Source organism: Methylomonas rivi (assembly GCF_024505165.1).
Lineage (GTDB): Bacteria > Pseudomonadota > Gammaproteobacteria > Methylococcales > Methylomonadaceae > Methylomonas > Methylomonas rivi.
This window is the reverse complement of the sequence record NZ_JANIBK010000002.1, coordinates 13,349-35,132: the sequence shown is the minus strand read 5'-3', so window position 1 is coordinate 35,132 and position 21,784 is coordinate 13,349. Positions and strand designations below refer to the sequence as shown.

The 21,784-nt window shown below is 53.8% G+C and carries 18 protein-coding genes; 12 read left to right on the top strand and 6 right to left on the bottom strand.

Going from position 1 to position 21,784, the window contains the following annotated elements:
* Window positions 1-75 precede the first annotated feature (75 nt).
* From metH to NP596_RS00780, 3 genes are read left to right on the top strand one after another with little or no spacing between them, the layout of a single operon-like run.
* Complete coding sequence (gene metH / locus NP596_RS00790) at window positions 76-3,747, top strand: methionine synthase (RefSeq protein ID WP_256613295.1); 3,672 nt, start codon at window positions 76-78, stop codon at window positions 3,745-3,747.
* Between the two features lie 14 nt (window positions 3,748-3,761).
* Complete coding sequence (locus NP596_RS00785) at window positions 3,762-4,262, top strand: TIGR00645 family protein (RefSeq protein ID WP_256613294.1); 501 nt, start codon at window positions 3,762-3,764, stop codon at window positions 4,260-4,262.
* Window positions 4,262-4,522 (top strand): glutaredoxin family protein, encoded by a 261-nt coding sequence (locus NP596_RS00780; protein WP_256613293.1) that lies wholly within the window; start codon window positions 4,262-4,264, stop codon window positions 4,520-4,522. The genes NP596_RS00785 and NP596_RS00780 overlap by 1 nt, the downstream gene beginning before the upstream one ends.
* Window positions 4,523-4,626: 104 nt before the next feature.
* On the opposite strand, the gene NP596_RS00775 is transcribed toward NP596_RS00780, so the two are convergent.
* Window positions 4,627-6,531: a sensor domain-containing diguanylate cyclase gene (locus tag NP596_RS00775; protein ID WP_256613292.1), complete on the bottom strand. Its 1,905-nt coding sequence runs from the start codon at window positions 6,529-6,531 to the stop codon at window positions 4,627-4,629.
* A gap of 296 nt (window positions 6,532-6,827) precedes the next feature.
* On the opposite strand from NP596_RS00775, the gene NP596_RS00770 reads away from it, so the two are divergent.
* Together NP596_RS00770 and NP596_RS00765 are read left to right on the top strand one after the other, a co-directional pair.
* Window positions 6,828-10,346 carry a sensor domain-containing phosphodiesterase gene (locus NP596_RS00770; protein ID WP_256613291.1) on the top strand — a complete coding sequence of 1,173 codons (3,519 nt, stop codon included), beginning with the start codon at window positions 6,828-6,830 and terminating at the stop codon, window positions 10,344-10,346.
* Window positions 10,347-10,526: 180 nt separating this feature from the next.
* Window positions 10,527-12,047 carry a fumarate hydratase gene (locus NP596_RS00765; protein WP_256613290.1) on the top strand — a complete coding sequence of 507 codons (1,521 nt, stop codon included), beginning with the start codon at window positions 10,527-10,529 and terminating at the stop codon, window positions 12,045-12,047.
* Between the two features lie 27 nt (window positions 12,048-12,074).
* On the opposite strand, the gene NP596_RS00760 is transcribed toward NP596_RS00765, so the two are convergent.
* Both NP596_RS00760 and NP596_RS00755 read right to left on the bottom strand, forming a co-directional pair.
* The gene (locus NP596_RS00760; protein WP_256613289.1) at window positions 12,075-12,512 is read right to left on the bottom strand and encodes an RNA recognition motif domain-containing protein; all 438 of its coding nucleotides are present in this window, start codon (window positions 12,510-12,512) and stop codon (window positions 12,075-12,077) included.
* 139 nt (window positions 12,513-12,651) lie between these two features.
* On the bottom strand, window positions 12,652-12,918 hold the full coding sequence (locus NP596_RS00755) for a hypothetical protein (RefSeq protein ID WP_256613288.1): 267 nt from the start codon (window positions 12,916-12,918) through the stop codon (window positions 12,652-12,654).
* A gap of 171 nt (window positions 12,919-13,089) precedes the next feature.
* Here NP596_RS00755 and NP596_RS00750 point away from each other — a divergent pair, with 171 nt between their 5' ends.
* Window positions 13,090-13,563, top strand: coding sequence for an MEKHLA domain-containing protein (locus tag NP596_RS00750; RefSeq protein ID WP_256613287.1), 474 nt, complete (start codon window positions 13,090-13,092; stop codon window positions 13,561-13,563).
* Between the two features lie 441 nt (window positions 13,564-14,004).
* The gene (locus tag NP596_RS00745; RefSeq protein ID WP_256613286.1) at window positions 14,005-14,250 is read left to right on the top strand and encodes an EexN family lipoprotein; all 246 of its coding nucleotides are present in this window, start codon (window positions 14,005-14,007) and stop codon (window positions 14,248-14,250) included.
* 338 nt (window positions 14,251-14,588) lie between these two features.
* Here NP596_RS00745 and mpl read toward each other — a convergent pair whose 3' ends face one another.
* Window positions 14,589-15,938 carry a UDP-N-acetylmuramate:L-alanyl-gamma-D-glutamyl-meso-diaminopimelate ligase gene (mpl, locus tag NP596_RS00740; protein ID WP_256613345.1) on the bottom strand — a complete coding sequence of 450 codons (1,350 nt, stop codon included), beginning with the start codon at window positions 15,936-15,938 and terminating at the stop codon, window positions 14,589-14,591.
* 14 nt (window positions 15,939-15,952) lie between these two features.
* The gene (locus NP596_RS00735; RefSeq protein ID WP_256613285.1) at window positions 15,953-16,495 is read right to left on the bottom strand and encodes an ankyrin repeat domain-containing protein; all 543 of its coding nucleotides are present in this window, start codon (window positions 16,493-16,495) and stop codon (window positions 15,953-15,955) included.
* A 67-nt stretch (window positions 16,496-16,562) separates the two neighbouring features.
* Between NP596_RS00735 and apaG the strand changes: the two genes are divergently transcribed.
* The 5 genes from apaG (at window position 16,563) to fae (ending at window position 20,047) form a co-directional block, all read left to right on the top strand.
* Complete coding sequence (apaG, locus tag NP596_RS00730; protein ID WP_013816821.1) at window positions 16,563-16,940, top strand: Co2+/Mg2+ efflux facilitator ApaG/CorD; 378 nt, start codon at window positions 16,563-16,565, stop codon at window positions 16,938-16,940.
* The gene (locus NP596_RS00725; protein WP_256613284.1) at window positions 16,940-17,770 is read left to right on the top strand and encodes a symmetrical bis(5'-nucleosyl)-tetraphosphatase; all 831 of its coding nucleotides are present in this window, start codon (window positions 16,940-16,942) and stop codon (window positions 17,768-17,770) included. The genes apaG and NP596_RS00725 overlap by 1 nt, the downstream gene beginning before the upstream one ends.
* A gap of 287 nt (window positions 17,771-18,057) precedes the next feature.
* Window positions 18,058-18,459 carry an exosortase system-associated protein, TIGR04073 family gene (locus NP596_RS00720; protein ID WP_256613283.1) on the top strand — a complete coding sequence of 134 codons (402 nt, stop codon included), beginning with the start codon at window positions 18,058-18,060 and terminating at the stop codon, window positions 18,457-18,459.
* 35 nt (window positions 18,460-18,494) lie between these two features.
* The gene (locus NP596_RS00715) at window positions 18,495-19,190 is read left to right on the top strand and encodes an OmpA family protein (RefSeq protein ID WP_256613282.1); all 696 of its coding nucleotides are present in this window, start codon (window positions 18,495-18,497) and stop codon (window positions 19,188-19,190) included.
* Window positions 19,191-19,495: 305 nt separating this feature from the next.
* Complete coding sequence (gene fae, locus NP596_RS00710) at window positions 19,496-20,047, top strand: formaldehyde-activating enzyme (protein WP_256613281.1); 552 nt, start codon at window positions 19,496-19,498, stop codon at window positions 20,045-20,047.
* A gap of 49 nt (window positions 20,048-20,096) precedes the next feature.
* On the opposite strand, the gene NP596_RS00705 is transcribed toward fae, so the two are convergent.
* Complete coding sequence (locus NP596_RS00705) at window positions 20,097-21,782, bottom strand: BatD family protein (protein WP_256613280.1); 1,686 nt, start codon at window positions 21,780-21,782, stop codon at window positions 20,097-20,099.
* Window positions 21,783-21,784 lie beyond the last annotated feature (2 nt).

Below are 21,784 nucleotides of genomic sequence, written 5' to 3'. Positions count from 1 at the left end.
CCTCAATTTCCAAGGTTCAAAAAACAATGCGGCTGTTACGGCCCATTCAGAATTAACATCGATTTATTCCCGCCAATGAACAGCATACAACGATTAAACCAGCAATTAAAACAACGGATTTTATATCTGGATGGGGCCATGGGCACCATGATACAGAGCTATAAGCTGGGAGAAAAGGACTATCGAGGGGCGCGTTTTGCCGATTGGGATAGCGATCTTAAAGGCAATAACGATCTGTTGTCGCTGACTCAACCGGACATCATCAAGGCCATTCATAAGGCCTATCTCGAGGCCGGTTCCGACATTATCGAAACCAATACCTTCAACGCCACCAAGATAGCCATGGCCGACTATCGCATGGAAGACTTGGCCTATGAAATCAATATCGCTTCCGCGCGCTTGGCCAAGCAGGCCGCGGACGAAATGTCCGCATCGACGCCGGACAAACCGCGATTTGTCGCGGGCGTATTGGGGCCTACCAATCGCACATCCTCCATGTCGCCGGATGTCAACGATCCCGGCTTCCGCAATATCAGCTTCGACGACTTGGTCGATGCTTACAGCGAAGCCACTCAAGGCCTGATAGACGGCGGGGCGGACATCATTCTGATCGAGACCGTCTTCGATACCCTGAATGCCAAGGCGGCGATATTCGCGGTCGAACAAACTTTCGACAAACTCGGTTATAAATTGCCGGTGATGATTTCCGGCACCATCACCGACGCCTCCGGCCGCACGTTGTCCGGGCAGACCGCCGCCGCGTTTTGGTATTCGTTGAAACATGTGCAACCGATTTCAATCGGCTTCAACTGCGCGTTGGGCGCTCGGGAATTGCGCCAATACATCGAGGAATTATCCGGCATTGCCGATACTTACGTCTCCGCCCACCCCAACGCCGGCTTGCCCAACGAATTCGGCGAATACGACGAAACGCCTGAACAAATGGCCGCCGAACTGGCCGACTGGGCGGCCAGTGGCTATTTGAATATCATCGGCGGTTGTTGCGGCACTTCCCCGGACACCATCCGCGCCATCGTCAAGGCCGTTAGCAAATACCCGCCGCGGCAAATTCCCGAGCAGGAAAAGCGCTGCCATCTGGCCGGACTGGAAGCCATGAGCATCGGTCCCGAGACCTTGTTCGTCAACGTCGGCGAACGCACCAACGTCACAGGTTCCGCGGTCTTCAAGAAAATGATCGTCGAAGAGCGTTACGAAGATGCTCTGGAAGTCGCCAAGCAACAAGTCGAAAACGGCGCGCAGATCATCGACATCAACATGGACGAAGGCATGCTGGATTCGAAAGCCGCCATGGTGCGGTTTTTGAATTTGATCGCCGCCGAGCCGGATATCGCCAAGGTGCCGATCATGCTGGATTCCTCGAAATGGGAAATTCTGGAAGCCGGCCTGAAATGCATTCAGGGCAAGGGGGTCGTCAACTCCATCTCGATCAAGGAAGGCGAGGACAAATTCATCGAACAGGCCAAACTGGTGCGCCGCTATGGCGCGGCGGTGATCGTGATGGCCTTCGACGAACAAGGCCAGGCGGACACCATGGCGCGCAAGGTGGAGATTTGCGGCCGCGCTTATAAAATTCTGACCGAACAAATCGGCTTCCCGCCGGAAGACATCATCTTCGACCCCAATATTTTCGCGGTCGCCACCGGCATCGAGGAACACAACAACTACGGCGTCGATTTCATCGAAGCCACCCGTATCATCAAGCAGACCTTGCCGCATGCCTTGATTTCCGGCGGCGTTTCCAACGTGTCGTTCTCGTTTCGCGGTAACAATCCGGTGCGCGAAGCCATCCACGCGGTATTTTTGTATCACGCGGTGCAAGCCGGCATGGATATGGGCATCGTCAACGCCGGCCAATTGGCGATTTACGCCGACATTCCGGAAGAATTGCGTAACGCCGTCGAAGACGTGATCCTGAACCGCACCCCGGAAGGCACCGAAAAGCTGCTGGAAATCGCCGAAAAATATCGCGGCAGCGGCCAGGCCGCCAAGCAGGAAACCCTGGAATGGCGCGAATGGCCGGTCACAAAACGCTTGGAGCATGCCTTGGTGAAAGGCATTGCCGATTACATCGATGAAGACACCGAACAGGCTCGGCAGGAAGCGGAAAAACCCCTGCATGTTATCGAAGGGCCGCTAATGGACGGCATGAATGTGGTCGGCGACTTGTTCGGCGAAGGCAAGATGTTCCTGCCGCAGGTGGTGAAATCGGCCCGGGTCATGAAAAAAGCCGTGGCTTATTTAATGCCGTTCATGGATGCCGAAGTGGACGGTTCCGTGCGTCAAACCAACGGCAAGGTATTGATGGCCACCGTAAAAGGCGATGTGCACGACATCGGCAAGAACATCGTCTCCGTGGTGTTGCAATGCAACAACTACGAAGTCATTGACTTGGGGGTAATGGTGCCGGCCGACACCATTTTAAAAACCGCCCGCGAAGAAAAAGTCGATGTGATCGGTCTGAGCGGCCTGATTACCCCATCGCTGGATGAAATGGTGCATGTGGCCAAGGAAATGCAGCGCCAGGGTTTCAGCATTCCGCTGATGATAGGCGGCGCCACCACCTCGCGCGCGCATACCGCCGTCAAAATCGAACCGAATTACCGGCATCCGACTATTTACGTTACCGACGCCTCCCGTAGCGTGGGGGTGGTCAGCGCCCTGCTCAGCGAGGACTTGAAAGCGGATTTCGTGGCAAAAACCCGCGAAGAATATGAGCAGGTGCGCGAACGGCACAAAGGCCGCCATGCCAAAAACCCGCAGCTCGATCTGCAAAAAGCCCGGCATAATAAATTCGATTTTGCAGGGTATCAACCGGTAAAACCCAAATTCCTCGGAATCCGGGTTATCGATCATTTTCCCCTCGATAGCTTGGTTTCGTATATCGACTGGACGCCGTTTTTCCAGACCTGGGAATTGTCCGGGCGTTATCCCGCCATACTGAGCGATCAGGTGGTCGGCCAGGAAGCAAGCAAGCTGTTCGAAGACGCCCGGGCCATGCTGAAACGCATCGTCGATGAACAATGGCTGACCGCCAAAGCCGTGATCGGTTTCTTTCCGGCCAACAGCGTCGATGACGATATCGTGCTGTACACCGACGACAGCCGTAGCCAGCAACGGGAAGTGCTGCATCATTTGCGTCAGCAAAACGTCAAGGCGCCGGGACGGCCCAACTACTGTCTGTCCGACTTTATCGCGCCGGTCGGCTGCGGTATCGCCGATTATATGGGCGGCTTTGCCGTGACGGCCGGTATCGGCATCGAAACCAAGCTGGCCGAATTCGAACAGGATCACGACGATTACAGCAGCATCATGCTGAAAGCCTTGGCCGACCGCTTGGCGGAAGCGTTTGCCGAATACATGCATCAAGCGGTCCGCAAGGATTATTGGGGCTATGCCGCGGACGAAACGCACGAAAACCATGCCTTGATCGAGGAGGCTTATCAGGGCATTCGCCCTGCTCCCGGTTACCCGGCCTGCCCCGATCATACCGAGAAAGCCAAGTTGTTCGAGCTGTTGAACGTGACCGAGTCGACGACCATCGAATTGACCGAAAATTTCGCCATGTACCCTACCGCGGCGGTCAGCGGTTGGTATTTCTCGCATCCCGAGTCGCAATATTTCAATGTCGGCAAGATAGACCAAGACCAGTTGCAGGATTACGCCAGACGTAAAGGAATCAATATTGAAGTCGCCGAGCGCTGGTTGGCCGCGCATTTACACCATTAACCACGGTAAACCGCATGCAATTACGCCTCGAACATTTTATGGAACGCCTGATGTATGCCAGCCGCTGGATCATGGCGCCGGTTTTTCTGGGCATGAGCCTGATCCTGTTGGTGCTGGCGGTTAAGTTCTTTCAAGAGCTGTACCATTTCATCCCCCATGTTCTGGACATCGACGAAGGCCAGATCATCCTCAAATTGCTGACCTTTATCGATTTGACCCTGGTCGGCAGTTTGACACTGATCGTGATGTTCAGCGGCTACGAAAACTTCGTCTCCCGGCTGGATATCGGCAGCGAGGCCGAAAAGCTGGAATGGCTGGGCACGCACGATTACGGCTCGTTAAAGCTGAAAGTGGCGACTTCCATCGTGGCCATTTCGTCGATCCGCTTGTTGAAAGTGTTCATGGAAGTGGAAAATATCAACAACGAGAAGATGCTCTGGTATGTAATCATTCACCTTACCTTGGTGGTTTCGGCTTTCATCATGGGTTACCTGGACAAAATTTCCAAACACTGATGGCCGACTTGGTTTTATTCGGTACCGAGGGCTGCCATTTGTGCGAGGACGCCGAGGGTTTGCTATTGCGGACCGGTTTGAGTTTTGAGAAGCAAGACATCATGGCCGGCGAACAATGGCAGCAACGCTATGCGATTCGCATACCGGTATTGCTGCATCCGCCGAGCGGCTCGGAACTGGGATGGCCGTTCGACGAGGAAGGGATTCGGGATTTCTTGGTGCAAACCGGGATTGAATTCGGGAGCGAAATATCGCGCTAGTTTGCCGTGAAAGTGGGGAACGCCTGCAGGGAAGTATTCACGGCGTCCTGTACGGCAAGCAAGCGTTCTTGCATGGGACGAGGCGATTGTCCAGGCTTTAGAACTTAGGCCGCGATACGAATGCAGTTGCGGCCCTGGTTTTTGGCGGCATACAAGGCTTGATCGGCGCGCTCCAGCAACGGCTCAATGTCGGTGTCGTCCGCCCATGGGGCGATGCCGATACTGACGGTAAAGCCTACATCCGCAACCCGGAGCTCCAATATCCTGGCTTTCAGGCGTTCGGCAACGTTGACGGCTTCGTCCAGTAGGGTTTCCGGCAACAGAATAAAAAATTCCTCGCCGCCAAAGCGGGCGAAAATATCGGCGGGACGCAGCGCGTTTTTAGCGGTTTCGGTCAACGCGACCAATATTTTGTCGCCGGTAACATGTCCGTGTTGATCGTTAATTAATTTGAAATGATCGATATCGATGGCAATAACCGACAGCGGGCGCCGATGCCTAATAGCGCGCTCGAGTTCCTCGCCGGCATGCGTTAAGAAATAGCGGCGGTTATAGGCCCCGGTCAACGGATCGGTTGCGGCCAAGCCTTCAAGTTTCCGATTGGCTTGTTGAAGTTCTCGGGTGCGTTGTTCTATGCGTTGTTCCAGATCGCGATTAATCTCTGCAAGTTCATCCCTGGCACTACGCAAGGCGGTTTCGGTTTCCATGATGTCGGTAATGTCATGCTGAATGCCGATGAAATGGCTGACCTGGCCTCTGTCGTCGCACACGGGATCGATGATGATATTGTTCCAGAAAATCGAGCCGTCCTTCCGGCGGTTTCTTAATAAGGCGCGTACCTGCCGCCGGCCGGCAATGGCCTGCCTGACTCTGTCGAGCACGGCCGGATCGAATCCTGCCTGCAAAAAACGCGGATTCCTGCCCTTGACTTCGTCGCCCCGGTAACCGGTAATAGCTTCGAAACCGCTGTTGACGTAAATAATCGGGTTATCCTTTGCTCTGGCGTCGGCGATCAGAATGCCGTCGTTGACGGCGTCTATGGCGCGTTCCAGAATTTTGAGCTGCTCGTTTTGTAAATTCAGTTCCTGCAGTAGCGCGGCCAGTGTCAGCGACGATAAAGCCAAGGCGGCAATATATTCCTGCAATCGGAGTACATTGTCGGCCGCCTGCATCGAGACGAATGGGCCCATCTGATTGATGGTGCAATAAATGCTGATGGCGGCAATCAGCAGATTGATCGAAGCCGCCCCGCGCATGCCGAAACGCCCGGCGGCCCAAATCGTCATCGGCAGCAACAGCATGGGGCTGATCGGAAATTGGTTGGTCAAATACTCGGATTGAGAAAATATCCATATACCCACGGCAATGGTTGTAACCAGCAACAGCGCGGCTTCGGGCAGGCGTTTGGCCGTAGGTGAGGGTTTGTCTTGGATTTGAGGCTGAAACCAGCTCAGCAATACCGGCGTGATAATCAACAGTCCCAAGCCGTCGCCAAACCACCAGATGCGCCAATTCGCCCAGTAAGAAACCTCGCCGTCGGCCGTTGCCGTATAAACGGCGGCTCCCAGCAGGGCCGCCAAGCCGCTGGCCAAGACCAGGGCAAAAAAACCGAATAATGCGACATGCCTTAGGCGATCCAGCTTGACCGGCAGGCCGATGCTATGTTTCAGAAAAACAGCGGTCAGGACGGCTTCCAGAATATTGACCGCTGCAAACATCAGTGCTTGTTTTATGCTGAAAGTCGGCCAGTCCGCCAAAATTTCGGCGGGAACGATGGCGCATGCGAAGGCGGGCCAGTACCGTGGCGGCGACAGCAGCAATGCCGTCAGTAAAAACGCATTCGGCGGCCACAGAATGGCGATGCCTTCCGACATGATCGAAGCCTTAACGCCGAGCACCGCGCCAAGATAATAGCCGATGCCGACCAGGATGGGTGCAAGGTAGGCCGCATGCGCCGGGTGAGAGAATAAGGCGCTGGCAATGGTTCGGATTCGGGAAAGCGAAGGCATAGAATTAAAAAACAATCCTTTAACGGTCAAACACGCGGGGATGCAATGAGCAACAGTATATCCGAAGCCGATTGTAAGTCGTTACCTACACAAGGGAAGTTTAGAAGCCGAATATACGGGCTTGTCGCTGAGCGAACTTGAGCGGCTGTTTTGCCCGCTCGATCCGTTCATCCCTGGCCCGAGGCCATTAATATTCGTATCCGCCTTTCTAATTCACATAGAATAAGCATTAAAACAATATCGAATTTGATGTTTTTTGCAGGCAATATCCAACGCCTAATAATCTAAAAGACACCATGACGTCTCTCAAGCAGTATTTGTTCCGATTCTCCGCCGGTCTTTGGCTGACCATGGCGATGTTCATCGTATTCGCGGTTGTGTTTGCGATCTATGTCCGCTCCGAAAAACAAATCGATGTAGCCAACGAACAACGGTTCCAATCTTTTTTGTTGGCGGACGAATTGCGCCAATCGTCCGACGATTTGACACGGACGGTTCGCAGTTATGTAGCAACCGGCGACCCCATCCATAAACGCCACTTTCAAGAAATCCTCGATATCCGTGACGGCAAGCAGGCAAGACCGGTTGATTATCATTTGATCTATTGGGATTTGGTGTTACAGGACGATCGCCGGCCCAGGCCGGACAGCTCAAGGAATATTCCCTTGTTGGACCTGATGCGACAGGCCGGATTCACCGAAGCCGAATTTGCGAAGTTGGCTGAAGCCAAAGACAAATCGGACGCGCTTGCTCGCACCGAATATGCCGTGATGCAGCAGCTCGAGTCCGTTTCTTCGCCAACCGAGGCCGATCGGAACCGAGCGAACCTGATGCTGCAAGATACGGCGTATTATCAAGCCAAGGCCGAGATTATGCGGTTGATTGATGAGTTCTATCGGAGTGTGGATAGCCGTACCTCGGCGGCGGTTCAAAATGCATTGTTTAAAGCCGGACTATTGAGAGGGGTGTTCATCGCGTTCGGCCTATTGTTGGTGCTGATGTTATGGCGGGCTTATCGGAGTTTATTCAACATTTTGGGCGGCTCGCTTGATCAACTGCATGACGCTCTTGTCCGCCTGGGCAGCGGCGATTTTTCATCGGTGATTCCGGCCGGCCGCGGCAGGAAAAACAACATCATGGCGTGGGTGTCCGAAACGCAAGTCCAGCTGGCCCAACTCGATGCCGAACACCGGCAGGCCGAAGCCAAAAATCAGCGCTTGACGCAACTCTATGCCGCCTTGAGCCAGTGCAATCAGGCTATCGTGCGTTGCGGTAACCAGCAGCAGCTGTTTTCGGAAATCTGTCGCGCCGCGGTGACCTTCGGCGGCATGAAGCTGGCCTGGATTGGTTGGCTGGATAGTGAGAGCGGGAAAATCAAGCCCGTGGCTTGGTATGGCAATGACGCCGATTATCTACAAGACATCGAGATCTCGATCGATCCCGATAATCCGTTCGGTAGCGGGCCAACCGGCACGGCCATGCGCGACAACCGTCCTTTCTGGTGCCAGGATTTTCAACAAAACCCCGCTACCGCCCCCTGGCGCGAGCGCGGTGCCAAGTTCGACTGGAAAGCGTCGGCCGCGCTGCCTTTGCATGGAAATGGCGGAGTGGTTGGGGCGCTGACGCTTTATGCCGCCACCGTCAACGCCTTTGACGCAGATGCGCGTAACCTGTTGGTGGAAATGGCGATGGACATCGATTATGCCCTCGATAACCTTGAACGAGAAAGTCAGCGTAGGCAAGCGCTGGCGGAATTGGCGGACTCCCGTAATTTGCTGCGGACCATCATCGACACGGTACCGCTGCGTATTTTTTGGAAAGATTCGGAATTGACGTATTTGGGCTGTAATCCGGCCTTTGCCCGCGATGCGGGCGCCGACAGTCCCCGGGACATCATCGGCAAGAACGACACTCAATTGGCGTGGCGGGAGCTGGCCGAGTTATATCGAAACGATGATCGCCAAGTGATGAGTTCCGGCGTGCCCAAGCTTTTTTATGAAGAGCCCTTGACCAAGCCGGGTGGCGAGGCTATCTGGTTGAGAACTTCCAAAGTGCCTTTGCTGAGCTCCGAGCGGCAAACCATGGGCGTACTGGGCGTCTATCAGGATATAACGGCGATAAAGCAGACCGAGCTGGCACTGCTGCGTAGCGAAGCCAACCTGAATCGGGCGCAGGCCGTGGCCAAAATCGGCAGTTGGCGTCTGGATTTGGGGCAAGGCAGTTTGGAGTGGTCGGCGGAAACCTATCGCATTTTCGGATTATCCTCGGATATTCCGGTGGACTACCCATTATTCCTATCCCATGTGCATCCGGATGATTTGGACCATCTCAATAATGCCTGGCAAGCCGCGCTGAAAGGCGCGCCTTACCGCATCGAGCACCGCATTGTCGTAAAGGGCGACATTCGCTGGGTGGAAGAGCGGGCAGAATTGGAGTTCGATGCGGCCGGTAACTGTTTAGCGGGTGTCGGCACGGTGCAAGACATCACCGAACGCAAGCTGGCACAGGCGCGCATCGAACTGCTGGCTAACTTCGATCCATTGACCGGTTTGCCCAATCGGGCTCAGTTGGACGACCGCGTCAGGTATGCCGTTAGCCTGGTCAAACGCGGTCATGGATATTTGGCTTTGATGTTTCTCGATCTCGACCGCTTCAAGGATATTAACGACACGCTGGGCCATAGCGTCGGCGACGCTCTGTTGGTTAAGCTCGCCGATCGTTTGCGCCGATTGCTGAGGGAGGAGGATACCGTCACGCGCCTGGGTGGGGATGAATTCATTTTGCTGTTGCCGGGCATCGATGCCAGCGGAGCCGCCTTGGTGGCGCAAAAACTGTTGGATGCCATCGCGGAGCCGTATTCGATCGGGCACTATAACTTGACGCTGACCGCATCGATCGGTATTGCGCTTTATCCCGGCGATGGCGAGGATCCGGAAACATTATTCAGAAGCGCGGATGCCGCGATGTACAGCGCTAAACAGGAAGGCCGCCAAGGCTATCGGTTTTTCACGCCGGAGATGCAGGCGAGAGCAACGCGTAATCTGCTATTGTTAAATGCCTTGCGCCACGCGCTGACACTCGAGCAATTGCAGGTCTATTACCAGCCGCAAGTTTCGATGTTCGACGGCCGTATCATCGGCGCGGAAGCCTTGTTGCGTTGGCGGCATCCGGCTTTAGGTATGGTCTCGCCGGCGGAGTTCATACCGGTTGCGGAAGATAGCGGATTGATTCTGCCGATCGGAGAATGGGTGTTGCGTAGTGCCGTGAGGCAGGCTAAGGCCTGGCAAGCCGAGGGACTGGGCTCATTGGTGATGGCCGTCAATTTATCCGCGGTACAGTTCCGCAACCGAGAACTGCCGGACTTGGTCACGCGCGTGTTGGAGCAAGAAGGCTTGGCGCCAGACTATCTGGAATTGGAATTGACCGAAGGCGTGGCAATGCTGAATCCGGAAAGCGCCATCGATTTGATCGACAATCTGCATGAACGCGGAGTACGCATGGCTATCGACGATTTCGGCACCGGTTATTCCTCGCTGAGTTATCTGAAAAAATTCAAGGTCTACAAGCTCAAGATCGACCAATCCTTTGTGCGCGATATCGGCACCGACGCCGAGGACAAAGCCATCGTCAGTGCCGTGATCAGTCTAGCCAGGAGCCTGGGGTTGCAAACTATCGCCGAAGGAGTCGAAACCATAGAACAACAGACTTTCTTGAATCAGCAAGGCTGCGATGAAATGCAGGGCTATTTATTCAGCCAGCCGCTACCGGCCGAGCAGTTTGCCGCGTTACTAAAACGGAGTTTGACTATTGAGTAATCGGTTATCGTATCGCCGCAATGCCGATAATCGGTGTTGCCAAGTTCAATCCGCGGGATCGAACTTTTGTCGGCTCGGTTTCGAGCATCGTCCGGTTTCGAAGTTTCGGCATGGGATTGGTCTTGGCGAGGGCTGCCGTGATAAATTTCCCGGATTATGTTAATCCTATCGGAACCAGCCATGACCACTATCCGCCAAGACGATTTCATCCAAAGCATTGCCGATGCCTTGCAATACATTTCTTATTACCATCCCCAGGATTTCATCAAGGCCTTGTATTCGGCCTATCAAAAAGAACAAAGCCCGGCCGCCAGGGATGCGATGGCGCAAATTCTGATCAACTCCCGCATGTGCGCGGAAGGCCGGCGGCCGATTTGCCAGGATACCGGCATAGTGACGGTGTTTTTGAAGATCGGCATGGAGGTGCGTTGGGATGCCAATCTGGATGTAAGCGAGATGGTCAACGAAGGCGTGCGCCGCGCTTACTTGCAGCCGGATAACGTGTTGCGGGCTTCGATTTTATCGGATCCGGCCGGCAAGCGCATCAACACCAAGGACAATACCCCTGCGGTAATCCACATGGAGCTGGTAGCCGGCGACAAAGTCGAGGTGGAACTGGCCGCCAAGGGCGGCGGTTCGGAAGCCAAAGCCAAATTCGCGATGCTCAACCCTTCCGACAGTATCGCCGACTGGGTGATGAAAACCGTACCGACCATGGGTGCCGGCTGGTGTCCGCCCGGCATACTCGGCATCGGCATAGGCGGCACCGCCGAAAAAGCCATGATACTAGCCAAGCAGGCCTGCATGGGTTCCATTGATATTCAGGATTTGATCGTCCGTGGCCCCGGCAATGGGTTGGAAGAGTTGCGGCTGGAGTTGTACGAAAAAGTCAACGCGCTGGGCATAGGCGCGCAAGGTCTGGGCGGCTTAACCACGGTATTGGATGTGAAAATCCTCGATTATCCGACCCATGCCGCCAACAAGCCGGTGGCGATGATCCCCAACTGCGCCGCCACCCGCCACGCGCATTTTGTCATGGACGGTTCCGGCCCGGCGCTGTTGACGCCGCCAAAACTGGCGGATTGGCCGGTCATCACCCAAGCGGCCGGCAATGCCCGCCGGGTCAATATAGACACGCTCAGCAAACAGGACGTCGCAGACTGGAAACCCGGTGAAACCCTGTTGCTCAGCGGTACCTTGTTGACCGGGAGGGATGCCGCCCATAAGCGCATCGTCGATCTGTTGGCAAAAGGTGAGTCCTTGCCCAGCGGTGTCGATTTTACCGGCAAATTTATCTACTATGTCGGCCCGGTCGATCCGGTGGGCGACGAAGTGGTCGGTCCCGCCGGCCCCACCACGGCGACCCGGATGGATGGCTTTACCGACACAGTGTTGGAAAAAACCGGTCTGCTGGGCATGATAGGCAAGGCCGAGCGCGGACCGGCGGCGGTGGAGGCGATCAAGCAACATCGGGCCGTTTATCTGATTGCGGTCGGCGGCGCGGCGTACTTGGTGTCCAAGGCCATTCGCAAGGCCCGTATCGTGGCCTTTCCGGACCTGGGCATGGAAGCCATACACGAGTTTGTGGTTGAGGACATGCCGGTCACGGTGGCAGTGGATAGCCGCGGCGAATCGATTCATAACACGGCCCCGAAATACTGGCAGGCCAGGATCGGCAAAATTCTCGTGAAGTTGGAATGAAGCGGACGGCGGCATGCCGAACGCGGCCTAAAGGGTAATGTCGGTTTCCCAGCCTTTGATGGTTTGGCTGTTGGCCAAGGTTTTCCTTTCCGCGGTAATATCGGTCAACTGCAAATCCGAACGCCTGCGGTCTTTCCGGCGCCTGTCGGTGAGCGGTTTTTGACCGCTGCCGCGGCGGTCATTGTCGCGCAACCGCAAATAATATTCGGCTATGTTGATGGGCTTGCCGTTCAGCGGTTTTCTGTTTAACTGTTTGATGACGCGTTTGGCCGCCGCGTCGGGTTCTATGCGGACCAGCGCATTGAATTCCGCTGCCTCGCAATTGGCCGCCCGCAGCATCTGAATACTGATTTTTTCCAGGTGGCCGGATTTTGCAAACAATCCGCCTTTAAGCGCGGGTAGGATGAATACTTCGATATCGGGAACCAAAGTGGAATGACTGATTCTTTTTAAAATTAGGATCATCGTGCTACACCTTGTAGAGAACCGGGGCCAATTAAAGCTAAAGGGGGGTAGTAATTACCTGCCGGGCGATAGCGGCATTTGGCCGGCGGGCTTGAGAGCGAGAATCTCCGGCGGTATCCAGCCGCTCAACTAAGCGGCTTTATTCGGATAAACGCTTGGCGATACGCTGATAAGTTTCCTTGAGTTCCTCGCCGACGATTTTCGCTTTGGCGATGAAGTCTTCCGATGTCTCAATGGAGTCGTCGGCGATTTCCGCCGCCTTTTGCTTGATTTGTCGCCAATGCTGCTCGGCCTGCTCGAATTCATCCTTGGCTTCCAGGCCGGCAAGATGCAGTTTTAGTTGCAGCTCTTCGCGCTCGGTGTTCAGTTTGGAGAGCAAATTTTCGAACTCGTTTTGTATGGACATGAATCACCTCGGTTAGTTATGGCTGAGAGTCAACCGCATCAATCGACAGTTGCTACTCTGCAAAGTTTAGTCCTTATAAGGGATAAATGGATTTTTTTAATCTAATGGTAATATTCCGACAACGATACATGTCAAAAACGGTCATGGCGATCATCAAATCGAGGCTGCCAAATGCAAAAAATGCTAGCGCCCTGCGCGGGCAATCATTTTTACCGGGACCATGTGGCTTTGCTGATCGATAGTTATCAAAACCTGTTGCACCGGTCTTTTTTGGAAAACATCGGTGAAGACACCTTGGGGCGGCGGGTGTTTACGGCTGAATTTGCGCTGCTGTCGCACAATACCGACCCCGACCCTGTGTTTAATTATGCCAATGAAAAGGCCTTGGATTTGTTCGAATTGAACTGGGACGAACTGATCGGCATGCCGTCCCGGCTGTCGGTAGAGCCCGAAAATCAACAAGCCCGCGAACGTCTGATGGCGGCGGTCACGAATAATGGTTTTGTGGAAAATTATACGGGTATCCGCGTCTCCAAAACCGGCCGACGCTTTCGAATCAACAATGCAGCGATCTGGAATGTCCATGACCGGCATGGCCTGTATCGAGGACAGGCGGCCTGCTTCAGCGATTGGATTTATTTGTAATCCGCTTTGGCTAAGCGAGCGCCCGAAAGATAGCGATCAGCCAAGTAGATGCTTTTGTCGCAAGGCACACAACTTGATTGGCAATCTCATTGATGGATACCGGTCGCGGAAATACATCCGACGGATTTTTTCCAGGCTGTTTAAATAAATACTGGAACAGGCGGTCAAATTGATCGCCAGCTAAAATAAAACCAAGCGCAATAGAAACTTCATGATTATCTCCCGTGAACGAAGTCAGCCATTATAGTAATTGGCTCAGGCAGTATAAACGCCGATTTTATCGAGTCTTGAACGCGCAGTTTCCTAGCAACCAAACTCGTGACAATTTGTCGCGCGGCAATCCGCCACATTTTCCGAAATTCGGTTATTGGTTAGACTTTGGGCCGCTCGGGGATCCCGGATTTGCGAGCATAAACCAGCAATTTTATAGGGAGATAAACCATGAAAAAAAACAGTATCATTCTGCTTGTTGCCTCGTTGGCATTAATGTTAAGCGCATTTAAAGTGATCAGCGCGGAAGAGGCTAAGCCGGCAGAGCAGGCCAAATCCATAGCTTGGTATGTGGCTAATGTCAAAGAAGCACGCGCCAAAAACCAACAATGTTTCGACGATCCCAGCCTGAAGGCCACGGAAGATTGCGAAAATGCCCTGCACGCACTCCAGATCAGCTTTAAGGGCGGTAACTAAGCCGATTCAAGTCCCTCCCGTAGGCCTGTTGGGCGGGCTGTCGCTCGGCGAATCCGCCCATTTTTTTAGTTAGGTTATTTTGTTTGGCTACTGCCTTCGCGGGCGGCTCTTAAATCCTCATATTCGGCCGTTAAATATAGACAATGCCATGGTTTATTACCCGTATGCGACAGTTTGCCGCACGTGACAATCGGTCACATTTCGGATTAACTATGCGTGGTCTATAATTTGCCCAACTCAAGTATTGTTATGCGCGACTGAGTTGCTTTACCCTTCTTTCCTAAGCGGCCCCTTCAGGCCGCTTTTTTTTGCCCGTCATTTACGATGACACCCAAAAACTATAATTCCGTTCTCAGGCGTTGATAAATGCCGCCGAAACTGCCGTTACTCATCAGCAATATATGGCAGATATTTCCCGCTTCCGCCTTGATGGTTCGAATGATGGTGTCCAAGTCGGTACAAATTCGAATGTTGTTGGCGTATTGCAATAATTGGCTCAAATCCCAACCCAGGTTATCCGGCTGATACACAATGGCCTCGTCGGCTTCCGATAAGGATTCGGCCAACGATTGAGTGTGAACCCCCAGGCGCATGGTGTTGGAGCGGGGTTCGACGATGGCGAGTATTTTTTCTTGGCCCACTTGTTTGCGCAAGCCGTCCAGTGTGGTTTTAATCGCGGTCGGATGGTGGGCAAAATCGTCGTACACGGTGAGCCCCTTGGTTTTGACGATGACCTCCATGCGGCGCTTGACGTTTTGGAATTGTTGCAGTGCCGATATGGCATCTTTGGGCGCGATACCGATATGGCGGGCGGCCGCCAGGGCGGAAAGCGCGTTGTATACGTTGTGTCGGCCGGTCAGGTTCCATGTCAGCGTGCCCTGAGATGCTCCGGCAAAATGGACATTAAAGCAGCTGCCGTCCGCTTTAATTAATTCGGCTTGCCAGTCGGCCTCGGCGCCGATGGCGGTTTTCATCACCGGTGTCCAGCACCCCATTTTCAGCACTTCGTCGATGTGCTGTTCGTGGGACGGGGCGATGATCAGGCCTTCGCCGGGAACAGTGCGAACCAGATGATGAAATTGTTTTTTAATCGCGTCCAGGTTTTCGAAAATATCGGCGTGGTCGTATTCCAAATTATTCAAAATTGCGGTGCGGGGGCGGTAATGCACGAATTTAGAACGTTTATCGAAAAAAGCGCAATCGTATTCGTCGGCTTCAATCACAAAAAAATCCGACTCGCCCAAACGGGCGGAGATGCCGAAATTCAAGGGTATGCCGCCGATTAAAAAGCCGGGCTTGAAACCGTTGAATTCCAATATCCAGCTCAACATGCCGGTAGTCGTGGTTTTGCCGTGGGTGCCGGCCACGGCCAGCACCCAACGTTTTTGCAGGACATGCTCAGCCAACCACTGCGGGCCGGAGATATAGGGCAGATTGCGGTTTAACACTGCCTCCACTTCGGGATTGCCTCGCGACATGGCATTGCCTATCACCACCAGATCGGGTTTGCAATCCAGGTTGGCGGCTTGATAACCGTTCATCAGGCGGATGCCTTGCTCTTCGAGCTGGGTGCTCATGGGCGGATAGACGTTTTGATCGGAACCGCTAACGGTATAACCCAATTCGCGGGCGATCAAGGCCAAGCCGCCCATAAAGGTGCCGCAAATGCCTAGGATGTGAATGTGCAAAGGTTGTTGTGCTGTCATGGTTTGGGGTCCGCAGGTTTCTCTTCTGTAGCGGGTTGACTGTCCGGTTTGGTTTCGGCATCGGCCGCCGGAGGGTTTTCCGCCGGCGCTTCAGCCGCTTTGGCGCCGGCATCTTCCAGTAATTTTACGATGTCGGGCCGGCCGATTTTTTTGGCTTTATCCAGAATCGTGGCTTTTTGGCCGTCGGCGGCATTGACGTTGGCGCCGGCGACAATCAGAAGTTTGACGGCTTCCGCATTACCGAAAAGCACGGCGTCGGATAAGGCGGTCGAGCCGAGCTTATCGGCCAGATTGACATCCGCGCCGTAGCCCAATAGTAGTTTGATGATGCGTTGATTGCCGTTAAAGCTGGCGGCCATCAGGGGGGTTCTGTCCTGCTCGATTTTGCTGTTGACGTCTATGCCTTGAGCCAACAAGGCCTGCACCCGCTCCAGTTTTCCGTCGGCCGCCGCCGCGAACAAGTCCTTGCCGTCTTCGGCCGTCGATAAAGCCGGCGATAGTGCCAGCATTAAGGCAAACAAGAGGCGGTTTATCTTCATGTGTCGGCTTGCGTTTGCAAATCAGTTGGGTTGAAATACGGCGGATACGGAATGACATAATCTATCAATGAGCGAAAAAAACAAAGTATTAGTTGAGGCGAAGCCGCAATACATCGAGAGTCAATCGTCGCCCGAGCAAAATCGTTTTGTGTTTGCCTATACCATCACCATCACGAATGTCGGCGCCGTACCCGCGCGTCTGCTGACCCGGCATTGGCTGATTACCGACGCCAACGGTAAGGTGCAGGAAGTGAACGGCGACGGCGTTGTGGGCGAAAACCCGCACTTAAATCCCGGAGATTCATTCCGTTATACCAGCGCGGCCATGATCGAAACCCCGGTGGGCGTTATGCAGGGTAAATATAAGATGGTGTCCGATACCGGCGAAAATTTCAGTGCCGCTATTCCTAAATTTACCTTGTCGATTCCCAGAACCCTGCACTGATGGCGATTTATGCGATTGGCGACATTCAGGGGTGCTATGACGAATTACGCCGTCTGCTGGATGTCGTAAAATTCGATCCTAGCCAGGATCAATTATGGCTGGCGGGCGACTTGGTGAACCGCGGGCCGAACTCCTTGGAAACCTTGCGTTTTATCAAAGGCTTGGGCGATTCGGCCGTCAGCGTTTTAGGTAACCACGATCTGCATTTGATCGCCACCGTGGTGTCGTTAAGCAACGCCGGCAAAAAAGATACCCTGGGCCCCATATTGCGCGCCGCGGACTGCGATGAATTAATCGATTGGCTGCGCCGGCAACGTCTATTTTATTTTAACGATCGGTTTTGCATGTTGCATGCGGGTCTGCCGCCGCAATGGGATTTTCAGCAAACCAAAGCGATGGCGGCGGAAGTCGAGCAGGCCATCGGAGGCGACGATTACCGGCGTTTTTTCCGCTCCATGTACGGCAACAAACCGGCGGCTTGGCAGGATGATTTTCCCAAAACCGAAAAACTGCGCTTTGCGGTGAATTGTTTCACCCGCTTGCGCTATTGCACGCTTACCGGCGAGCTGGATTTTCATCAAAAAGGCCCGCCGGGCAGCCAGGGACCGGATTTGGTGCCTTGGTACGCCGTGCCGGGACGCAAAAGTCTGGATATGCGGATTATTTTCGGCCATTGGTCGACACTGGGCTTTTACGAAGGATACAACGTCTATTCGATAGACACGGGTTGTTTGTGGGGCGGGCAGTTGACGGCGTTAAAACTGGATGCCGTTAACCCGCAACGAATCAGTATCGACTGCCGGTGTGCGCAAAAACCGGTATTGGCCTGAGTGCATAGTTAATCAAGATGTTAAATCGGTTGCAAAAATAGCCTTGAACATATCGGCGGGCGCATAAAATCCCGGTATAGTTTCAAGCCCCAAATGTAGTGCAATTTCGGGTAAATCAAATTTGACAAATTCCCGTATTAGGGAGCATTGTTGCGTTACAGCCTTTCCAATCTTGCGGTTAGCGTCTATGCTTAGGGTTGAAAGGTCGAAACAACCGTTGCAAGTTTTTTTTCGTGCCGGCCCGCGCGGTATCGGGCGGTATAAATCTGTAAAACAAGGAGCTACTCATGAATAAAAATAAAATATTGGCCGCCTGCGTTTTATCCGGCGCATTAATGGCGGCACCAGCTGCTCATGCGGAAAGTTATATTCAGGGCTTTTCCAACAAAGTTAGCCAAGGCTTGGCAAATATTGCTTTTGGGTTTGTCGAAATCCCCAAAAACATTATCAACATCTCGAGCGAACAAAATATTTTTGTCGGTATGAGCTGGGGACTTTTGCGCGGGGTTGGACATACTGTCGGACGTACCTTGGTCGGGACTGCCGAGCTGGTGACCTCCCCGATTCCAACCAAGGAATTTGCCGCGCCTGCTTATGTCTGGGATCGGTTCAGTGAGGACAGTCGTTATTTCGGTTTGCATTATCCAGGCTATTGGACCACTTACGGTCCATTGGACGATGGCGAGTAAACGATTACGACTAATTGAATCACGAGGATAACATCATGAAAAAACAACATTTATACCTGCCGCTTGCGGCTTTGGCTCTCGCGTTGACTGCTTGTTCAACACCCAAAATGGATTCATCCGATCTGAAAGCCGAAATCGATACGGCAAGAGCGGGCCACTATGGGCAAGCGATGCTGCACGAGGAAATGTCCGAAGAAGCCCTGGAAGATGCCAACAAGGTACTGAGCCATATCGAGAAAGACTGGTACTGGAACATCAACGAAAAACAAAAGGGCCTGGATGCGGCAAAATCGGCCGCCGAGCACCGTATAGCATCCGAAAAGGAGATGTGCCTGTGGTTGACGGAAGTGCACTCGCAAAACCACCACATGGAAGAAGCGCTTCATGAAACCGTGGCCTACTTCAAATCCGGCAGTGCGGTGCCTTTTAAAGTGAAGGATAACGCCATTCAGCACATCGGCCATTGGCTGCACCATCATCCCGATGCGACCGCAACCGTTACCGCGTCAGCCGACACCGTGGGCAAGCCGGCCGCCAATCAGGCTTTATCCGAGAGACGGGCCAAGGCGGTGGCCGACCGTTTAATTGGCAAAGGGGCAAGACCTAGTCAGTTGGATGTCAAAGCGATTGGCGAGGCGTCAGGTCCCGATAACACACCGAATCAAGAACATCGTGTTGCCATCGTCATTACCTCTCATCCAGAATACATCGATTGCCCTAATCTGAAATAAGGGTTAACCGCCGCTCCGCAAGTCCAGGTACTTGCGGAGCGGCCTATTTGTTATCCCCTTCCACTTTAAACTGGCGTTTGTCTTTTTCCGCGATTCCGCATTTTTCAATCTCCCGCTTCACTACTTTGGCTTTTCCTCGTTATTAGCGAGGAGCTTACGCTTTGGACATGGCCTTACCAGTATAAAGCGCTCATAAACTCAGCTTTTCGTTAATGCCCATAACTCTAATAATGACCGGCTGTTGCCGATTACGAGATCGAGGGCATAGAATGAGCGCTTTACTCAACCAGCATAAGGATAATTCCATGTCAGATTCATATTGGTTCAGAACCGGCGAAGCCACCGTATTTTCCAGCGAAGGACAAGGGACCGATGCCATGCCGGAAATCTTGATCGGCGACGTTAAGGGGCCGGCCGGGCATGCGTTTGCCAATTTGATGGGGCAAACCGAGGGACACACGCGCATGTTCGCTATTCGAGCCTGTAATCAGCAAGTGCGGCCGGCCACTATTATCGTGCCGAAGGTCACGATCAAATCCTCGGCTTACGTTAACCTGTTGGGTGGCCCCGTGCAATCGGCCGTGGCCGACGCGGTGATAGACTGTGTCGCCGACGGCGTGATACCTCGCTTGCAAGCTAACGAGTTATGCATCATTGCCATGCTCTGGATAGATCCCGCCTGCGCATCCAATCCGAATCTGGACCGGAAAGATCTGTATCGGACTAATTATGAGGCCATGAAATTGGCCATACAGCGGGCCATGAGCAATTCGCCCAGCATTGAGGAATTAATAGCCAATCGGCATAAAATATCGCATGAAATGTACGACCCGGAGACCGGCGAATCCCAGTGGTAAAATGAGCGGGGTTTGCCGGTAACCGGCCGGCGTTACCGGTTTTGGGCGCCTAAATTTTATACAGCGGCGCTAAAACCTCGTCCGGTTCGGCATGGGTCTTTGCGGCTATGCCGGTTTTGCTAAACGCATCCCAGAGCGGCCGCCCGTCCCAGTCGGTTTGGGCGGCGGAATACAGATATTGATTTAATAACTGTATTTCCGCCCGCAACGGCTCCGCACAGCGGTCGGCAAGCGCGGTTAGATTATCCGCGGCAAAATGCTGTCTCCCCCATTCCAACAAGGCCTGCTTGGCTGCTTGCGGATTGTTATGCAGGCAGGCGGTTTTCAGTGGTTTTTGCCGGTCGGACTTGGCTTGTTTTTCGGACTGGAGAGGCTCCGAAACCCGGGGGATCTTGGCGCGGCGATAAAGCCATAACAGGTGCGTTAGCCAGCCGAGCCCTAAAAATCCCGATAAAGCTTGCCAAAACAAAGCGTTGCCGGATACATCCGGGCCGGGCTTTTCGGCGGCCGGTTGCTGTTGCGGTTGAGTGTCCGGCATAGCGGCTTGGCTGTTGCCGCTGGCGCCCAAGGCAGTCAATTCAAACGCGGGCAGGCGGGCCACCTCGGTTTGTTGCGTTTTGGTGTTGAACCAGCTGATAGCCAGGGCCGGCAAGGTATATCGACCGGGTTGGCCGGCAATATAAGCGATTTTTTCTTCCCGTACGGCGATTAAACCGTCGCTTTGCTTATCTTCTTTCAACAAAGGTTGATCCGGGTAGGTCTTAATGCCTTGAATGGCCGGGGGTTTGGACAACTCCGGCAACTGGCCTACTGTTGCGCCTTTTGCGGTCAGGGTAATGGTGCGGGTCAGCGGCTCGCCAACCTTGGACTGTAGCGACTGGGCGGACCAGGTTTCCTTGAGTTCCAATGACTCCGCGCTTAACCAAGCCGGATCGGTAAAGCTCGGCGGTACCGGTAATACATTTAGGGTAATGGCATCGGAGGATACCCGGCGGGTTTCGGTAATCTGGCGGTTGAAAAAACCGTTGAAGCGCGGGCGGCGATTGTTGGCGTTGCTAACGACTTCGGCGGTCAATGTCAGCGGGGCTATGGTAAACAAGCCGCTTTGTTGGGGGAAGATCGCGTATTTGCGTTCCGTTACCCAATAGTCCATGCCGTTAATCTGCGTGCTGTAAGTGCTGTCGTCGCCCAATTTTTCCACCAAGGCGTCCTTGATTTCCGGGTCGTTCAGGCTGGCTTGGGTAATCTGCACTCTTCTATACAATTTCAAGGTGTACAACACCTGGGACTGCACGTAAGGCTTGTCGGGAGTGGCTTCTACTGTTAGAAATACCTCGTCGTTACCGCCGGGTTGCGCTTGCGAAGCGTCGCTCACCGACACTTTACTGGGTTGGCTGCTATCGGCGCCGAAAGCGATCGGCGGGATCAATAATTCGCCGGGCTGCTTGGCCATCACGCTGACAACCCATTGTTCGGTACGGCTGCTTTTACCGTTTACCCAAGACATATTGGTGCTGCGTTCTTGGTTCAAAATCTCGAAATTGGCCCGCAGCGGGGTGAAGTCCGGATTGCCGTCCGGCGTTTCCGCGGCGGTAAAGGTAATTTGAAAAGACTCGTTCAGGCCGACGGGGTTGCGATCGATGCTGACCCGGATGTCGGCGGCCAGCGCCGCGCAGGCCAGCAGCCAGCCGGACACCGCCAAAAGCCACTTTACGGTATTGCAACTATTCGGCATCG